Source organism: Cardinium endosymbiont of Culicoides punctatus, from assembly GCF_004354815.1.
Classification (GTDB): domain Bacteria; phylum Bacteroidota; class Bacteroidia; order Cytophagales; family Amoebophilaceae; genus Cardinium.
Genome location: NZ_QWJI01000033.1, coordinates 1 through 6,055 on the forward strand (window position 1 = coordinate 1; position 6,055 = coordinate 6,055).

General features: G+C 30.8%; 6 protein-coding genes. 3 read left to right on the forward strand and 3 right to left on the reverse strand.

The annotated features are described in order from the left end of the window. Positions 1-251: 251 nt before the first annotated feature. Both CCPUN_RS03965 and CCPUN_RS03970 read right to left on the reverse strand, forming a co-directional pair. On the reverse strand, positions 252-653 hold the full coding sequence (locus CCPUN_RS03965; RefSeq protein WP_133282284.1) for a hypothetical protein: 402 nt from the start codon (positions 651-653) through the stop codon (positions 252-254). 416 nt (positions 654-1,069) lie between these two features. After that, the gene (locus tag CCPUN_RS03970) at positions 1,070-1,681 is read right to left on the reverse strand and encodes a DUF502 domain-containing protein (RefSeq protein ID WP_133282285.1); all 612 of its coding nucleotides are present in this window, start codon (positions 1,679-1,681) and stop codon (positions 1,070-1,072) included. A 664-nt stretch (positions 1,682-2,345) separates the two neighbouring features. Here CCPUN_RS03970 and CCPUN_RS03975 point away from each other — a divergent pair. The 3 genes from CCPUN_RS03975 (at position 2,346) to CCPUN_RS03985 (ending at position 4,945) form a co-directional block, all read left to right on the forward strand. After that, positions 2,346-3,011, forward strand: a complete 666-nt coding sequence (locus CCPUN_RS03975) for a metal-dependent transcriptional regulator (protein ID WP_240034354.1) — start codon at positions 2,346-2,348, stop codon at positions 3,009-3,011. A 230-nt stretch (positions 3,012-3,241) separates the two neighbouring features. Then, a complete protein-coding gene (locus CCPUN_RS03980; RefSeq protein WP_133282286.1) occupies positions 3,242-4,177 on the forward strand; it encodes a metal ABC transporter solute-binding protein, Zn/Mn family in 936 nt (311 codons plus the stop codon). Between the two features lie 3 nt (positions 4,178-4,180). Continuing rightward, positions 4,181-4,945 (forward strand): metal ABC transporter ATP-binding protein, encoded by a 765-nt coding sequence (locus CCPUN_RS03985; RefSeq protein ID WP_133282287.1) that lies wholly within the window; start codon positions 4,181-4,183, stop codon positions 4,943-4,945. A gap of 115 nt (positions 4,946-5,060) precedes the next feature. Here the strand turns inward: CCPUN_RS03985 and gldD are convergent, their stop codons facing one another. Continuing rightward, complete coding sequence (gene gldD, locus CCPUN_RS03990) at positions 5,061-5,717, reverse strand: gliding motility lipoprotein GldD (RefSeq protein ID WP_240034355.1); 657 nt, start codon at positions 5,715-5,717, stop codon at positions 5,061-5,063. Between the last annotated feature and the right edge of the window lie 338 nt (positions 5,718-6,055).

Below are 6,055 nucleotides of genomic sequence, written 5' to 3' on the forward strand. Positions count from 1 at the left end.
ATAAATATTGAATAATAATATATTTAAAATCAGGTTTTGGCTTATTTTATGATTTTTTGTGTAAAAATATCATGAGACAACCCCAAAAATATAAACATTTATGTAATAAATAGAGAAAATAAAAAATCTCAAATTTTTGTGCGAAATGTCGGATACATAAAAATAATATTGTTTTACATGGAATATAGGGTACCTGGAGAGTTGCCATTATTATCATAAAAATGATAGGTATATATTTTTATGATTTATGGTCAATCGTAATTAATGGCATTAAAATGCTCATATATCATATGGTAAGCTGGCCTATTTTCAGGTTTGTATATGATTGGTGTGCCAATTATAGTGCTGCAGCTTTTACAGTCTAGAGAAGTGTTTTTACCTCTTTTTACATACTCAAACTGTCTTTTTTGCAAGTCTAGTGGTAAGCGGATTCTATCCAAATAACATCGTAACAATTTTCCCGGACCATCTTTTTGATAAGTCATCACATAAGCTAAACATTTTTTGCAAAAAATGTTTAGCAACTTTGGAGCACCTCTCTTTTTTGTGTACGTGTTGTAGATCATTTTTAGACCTTTAATCTTATCATGGATTTCTAAGGCTAAAACATCTATTTCTTTATCTTTATTTTTTTCCATTGGATTGTTAATCATCTACTATGGTAGGTTGACATTAGATACACGGTGGTGGTACAAATATATGATGGAATAAGTATTTGATCTTGAGTGTATTTTATGTCGTTTAATAAGAAGTGGTTAATTTTTTTTAAGCAAACACATTACAGAAAGCTATTCTGAATACCTCACTAACATAGATATAGTAAATAATGGCTTTAACAAAGACAAAAAATAGAATTATTTATGCAAAAAAATCAATAAAATATTCATTATCAAAACAAAAATATAAAATCTAGTTTGAGTAATTTAGTATCATATATTTGTACCACCACCAGATACACTATGTATGTAATAGCATAATGCTAAATATAGGCAAAAAATCATTGCATAATAATTAGTGCTCTGGGAGAATTATTTGTGATCGTTTTAGTCACACAAATAGGTGAACATAACTATGCTTCATCAATGTCTATAGTATTATCATCTGGCTCATTAGTTCCTTTGAGCGGGGTAACTCCTCCAGAAAAATTAAATTTCATCACTTCTGAACTAGATAAATCCAACGGAGTAACAAGCTCTGAAGGTACAATAATTAGTATGCCAGCCAAATCATAAGAATTTGGCAAGTAAACGGCCATATGATTGGGTTTAGAAAGAATTTCTAAAGATTCTCTTGTAATAAATCCTATTCGATATGTTTGCGTGCTTTTATCCGTTAAAACCATAGCAGGCTTATCGAACTTTTTCTTGCTGGTTACAAAAGCAGAAGTAAAATCCTTTAATGAGGAATAAAGCACACTAATCAATGGAACTTTCTTTATTAAATCTTCTGTAAAGCCAAAAACAGACTTCACGAGTAAAGTAGGACCAATGTAGCCTAATAACGTGATGGATACTATTAAGATAAACATACCAAGGCCAGGAATTCCAAAACTAGCTAGCCCATCTATTTTCCGTAGTATGGCTGAAATTAAGTAGATGGTAGCTGCCAGTGGAACAATTAACAACAGTCCTCTGAAGAAGCAAAGTATCAGACGATTGATCAGTGATTGGTTAATTTTCATAATTATAACGTAAAGGAAAATGAAGTAAAAACAACCCGTATGTTTTTTTAAAAATATGGGTCAATTATACGAAAAAGTGTGCTTTTAAGCAATCTTGAATTGCTATATAGCCTATTTTTTATTCTAAAATATTTAAAACAAAGTAATAAAGTTATAAATTAATTTTTTTGTATAAAATATTGATAATAACCATTTTTATTTTTTAATACCAAATATTATTCGGAGCAGAAACATGTTTATAGTACTTTATTAAGCATTTTTGTGGATATAATTGTTAAACCTTTTGTTCATATAACTTGTATATATTTTTGATTATGTGTAATATATATTCTATATATGAATAAAATTCAGCGATGTATATCTGGAATTTTATGATCCTATCTTTTTAATTTATTTCTACCTGAAATATTTTTTATAAATACACTAATACACGTCTAAAATGCTTTTGTACTTATTATTTTTTAATTGATTATAAGAAAAAAATAACATATTTAGTCATTTCTAAATATTATTTTAGACTGGCCTAAAATTAGTTTGATTAATAAAATATTACTAAAAACGCATTAAAATTTAGCCATGGCTAAATATATCTTTAGAACAAACTAAATTTATACTATGGGCATGGAAGAAAGAAGGAATAAAATACCGTTGTTTTAATATAATTATGAATATGAAGCTTACACATTCGGAAGAAAACTATTTAAAGGCAATTTATCTTATTTCTGAAGAGAACAAATCAACTGTTTCGACTACTGCTCTTGCAACATTTTTAAATACGAGTGCTGCATCTACTACGGATATGCTACAAAGACTACATAGCAAAGAACTTGTTATGTACCAAAAATACCATGGGGTAAGTTTATCAGAAATAGGAAGGAAACTAGCTGTAATGACTATACGCAAGTATTTACTGTGGCAGGTTTTTTTAGTGGATAAATTAAAATTTGATTGGAATGATATCCATCATGTAGCAGATCAATTACAATATGTTGACTCCGACATACTAATAGATCGGCTTGAAAATTTTCTAGGTCATCCATATTGTAGTCCCCATGGGGTTGTAATTCCCAGTTCTAATGGAAAGATTATCGAAAAATGCAGGCATTTACTTACGGATATACCGGAAGGAGAAAGTGCTATTGTTAGTGCTATTAAAGATGATTCAGCGTCTTTTTTACAATATCTGAACAAAAGAAATATCTATTTAGGTGCAAAAATAACGGTTCTAGAAAAAATTCATTTTGATGAATCGATTGATGTAATTATTGATAACCAGTATAAAATTAATGTATCACGCAAAATAACAGATAATATTTTAGTAACTTTGTAGCAAATACATATAGTTCGTAACTACTAAAGCTAATTTTTATATTAGCTTCTGATTTTTTTGTATTTTTACACTAAAAAAAATTGGTCTATATGCCATATATTAATGAGGAGATTTACATTTATGTAAAATGTGTATGTTTAGAAAATCTTTTGTAAAATACATTAATGTAGCTTCACTGTTTTACTTTTTAATATTAATTAATGCATTAAGGGAACTATTACACAAGCAATATGACTATCTTTACTAAATTTCAACGGGTCGCTTTCTATAAGGTCTTGTGTTTCTTTTTTTATCTCACACTGTCTTCTTTTGGCATAAGTCCTACTAATGCTAAATTTACTATTCTAACTACTACAGGAATCTTAGGAGATGCTATCAAAAATATTGTAAAAGAAGATGCGAATGTAGTTAGTCTTATGGGTCCTGGTATAGATCCTCATACCTATCAGGCTACTCAAAGGGATGTTCAAAAGCTTATGAGTGCTGATATCATCGTCTATAATGGACTCTATTTAGAAGGGAAAATGAGTGATCTCTTGGAAAAGTTGTCAGAGACAAGAACAGTATATGCTGCTAGTGATGCACTTAATAAAGAACAGTTCATATATGAAGATATTTTTCCTATAGGTATAGATCCCCATATTTGGTTTGATGTAACCATTTGGCAACAGGTAGTTGGCTTTATTAGTCAAAAATTACAAGAAGAAAGACCGGAATCTGCTGGTTATTACAAAGAAAATACGGTTGCATATTTGGAAAAACTAGAACGCTTGCATCAAGAAATTACAGATCAAATTCAATCTATTCCAGAGAAACAACGTGTATTAATTACTGCACATGATGCATTTGGTTACTTTGGTAGAGCTTATAATATTGAGGTAGTCGGACTACAAGGTATTTCTACTGTGGCTGAATGTGGATTAAAAGATATTCAACGTATTGTACAACTTATTGTAGAAAGAAATATCAAGGCAATTTTTTTTGAAACTTCTGTTTCAGATAAATCAATGCGTGCTGTATTGGAAGGCTGTGCCCATTATGAAAAAAAAACAGAAATAGGAGGGTACCTTTATTCAGATGCTTTGGGAGCACCTAATACGCCAGAAGGAACCTATTGTGGTATGATTAGAGCCAATGCTATAGCTATTGTTAATGCATTAAAATAGACAATGATGCATCAAGAAACCAATATTGTACATATTCAAGATTTAACGGTTGCGTACACAGGTAATAAAATTGTATTAGACAAAATAAGTTTCTCACTACCATCTTGTAAAATTATTGGCGTAGTAGGTCCAAATGGGGCTGGAAAATCTACATTGTTAAAAGCTGCTATGGGGCTGATTACTTATCAGAAAGGTAATATATCATTATTTGGAAACCCCATTGAAAAAGTAAGAAAACGTATAAGTTATGTTCCCCAAAAAGAGTCTGTAGATTGGGATTTTCCTGCTTCTGTCTTTGATATCGCTCTTCTAGGTAGATACAATAGATTGAGGTTATTGGAACGACCAACTAAAATAGATAAAGAGGTAACCATGCAGTGCCTAGAAGAACTAGGGATTGCTCACCTTGCTAAACGGCAAATTGGAGAATTATCTGGGGGACAACAGCAACGGGTATTTTTAGCTAGGTCGCTCGCTCAAGATGCAGACTTGTATTTTATGGATGAGCCTTTCACTGGTATAGACGCTACTACGGAAAAAACTATTGTTACGCTATTAAAAAAAATGGTAGCAGCAGGAAAGACTATTGTAGTGGTACACCACGATTTGGGATCTATATATGAATATTTCGATTGGCTTGTATTATTGAATCATAAGCTTATAGCTGTTGGTATAACAAAAGATGTGTTCACCAATAAATTATTGGAGCAAACGTATGGAAGTAAGTTCCCATGTTTCCGAGAATACTCAGATATATGTAAATTCTGATTTTTGATTCAGATGAATGATCGCTTTTCAACTACCTTATGTTCTGTATAAAAATAGTATTATACAGCTATGCTGTATACGGTAAAAATTAAAGATGTCTTGGTCATTACGTTTATTATGACTTCCATTCTAATGTATTAAGCATATGAATAATGTCCTTTTTAATAAATTCGATTACTGGTTCTAAAAAATCATTTTGCGAAGCCGTTTTTAAATAAAGTGCTCCCCTCAAAAAATGCTTTTTACCATCGGTAATATAAAATTGGAATGGCGTAGGAACTTGTCCGAAAAGTTCTATAACCGTTGCTTGATATCCTTTTGGTGTCTGGATAATGCTTTCTTCGATAGAAGCAGCTTGTGAGCTATGTTTAAATGCTAATTCACTAGCATGTTGGCATAGTTGAGCTAACAAAATAGGGTCATCTGTGATGGATTGATAGGAAATATAAATTGTAGCTTCAAATTGAGGATAGTAGAGATCAACCCAAAACTTTTGTTTATACATACTCTTGCTCTCTAATATATCGGCATGTACAGAATATTCAAATTGATAGGGAAGGTTTTCTTTGGTATGTTGATATGCTTGTTCTGGTAGATCTATTCGACAATGGCCACGTGGTTTTGGCATATACTTTTGATTGCATTCATTATTAATCCCAAACCATAATAAGCCAAAAGAAAGGCCTGCTAATATGATTAGTATAATGCATATTTTCGGTTGTAAAGGGAAACTAGCATAGCATTGAAGCGTTTTTCTCGATACTTTGCACATGATTTAATCCTTTTATATTTTTATATTTTTGTTAATATACTCCTTCTTTTGAGAAGAACAAAACCAGCCTATTGTACTAGGATACAGTTTTGTTTTTAACTTTTATTAAAATTGAAAACTATATTACCTATTGTGTAAAAGTCTTGTCTAGTATCATGAGAATATTTCTGTATATTTACCGCAGTAGCTAAAAATATACAGCCTGATCTGTCTTAGAGAGCAATGATAGTGTGCTTTGTTGTCATCTTCATTTATTTACTGCCTACATAGCTCATTAAGACATATCGAGCGATTAAAAATTAATTTTTAAGTAAAGATGATTGTTAAAAAAAATAAAA

Coding starts and splice junctions, on each gene's coding strand:
- CCPUN_RS03985 (WP_133282287.1), top strand. CDS start 4,181: ATGATGCATCAAGAAACCAATATTGTACATATTCAAGATTTAACGGTT.
- gldD (WP_240034355.1), bottom strand. CDS start 5,717: ATGTGCAAAGTATCGAGAAAAACGCTTCAATGCTATGCTAGTTTCCCT.
- CCPUN_RS03970 (WP_133282285.1), bottom strand. CDS start 1,681: ATGAAAATTAACCAATCACTGATCAATCGTCTGATACTTTGCTTCTTC.
- CCPUN_RS03980 (WP_133282286.1), top strand. CDS start 3,242: ATGACTATCTTTACTAAATTTCAACGGGTCGCTTTCTATAAGGTCTTG.
- CCPUN_RS03965 (WP_133282284.1), bottom strand. CDS start 653: ATGATTAACAATCCAATGGAAAAAAATAAAGATAAAGAAATAGATGTT.
- CCPUN_RS03975 (WP_240034354.1), top strand. CDS start 2,346: ATGAATATGAAGCTTACACATTCGGAAGAAAACTATTTAAAGGCAATT.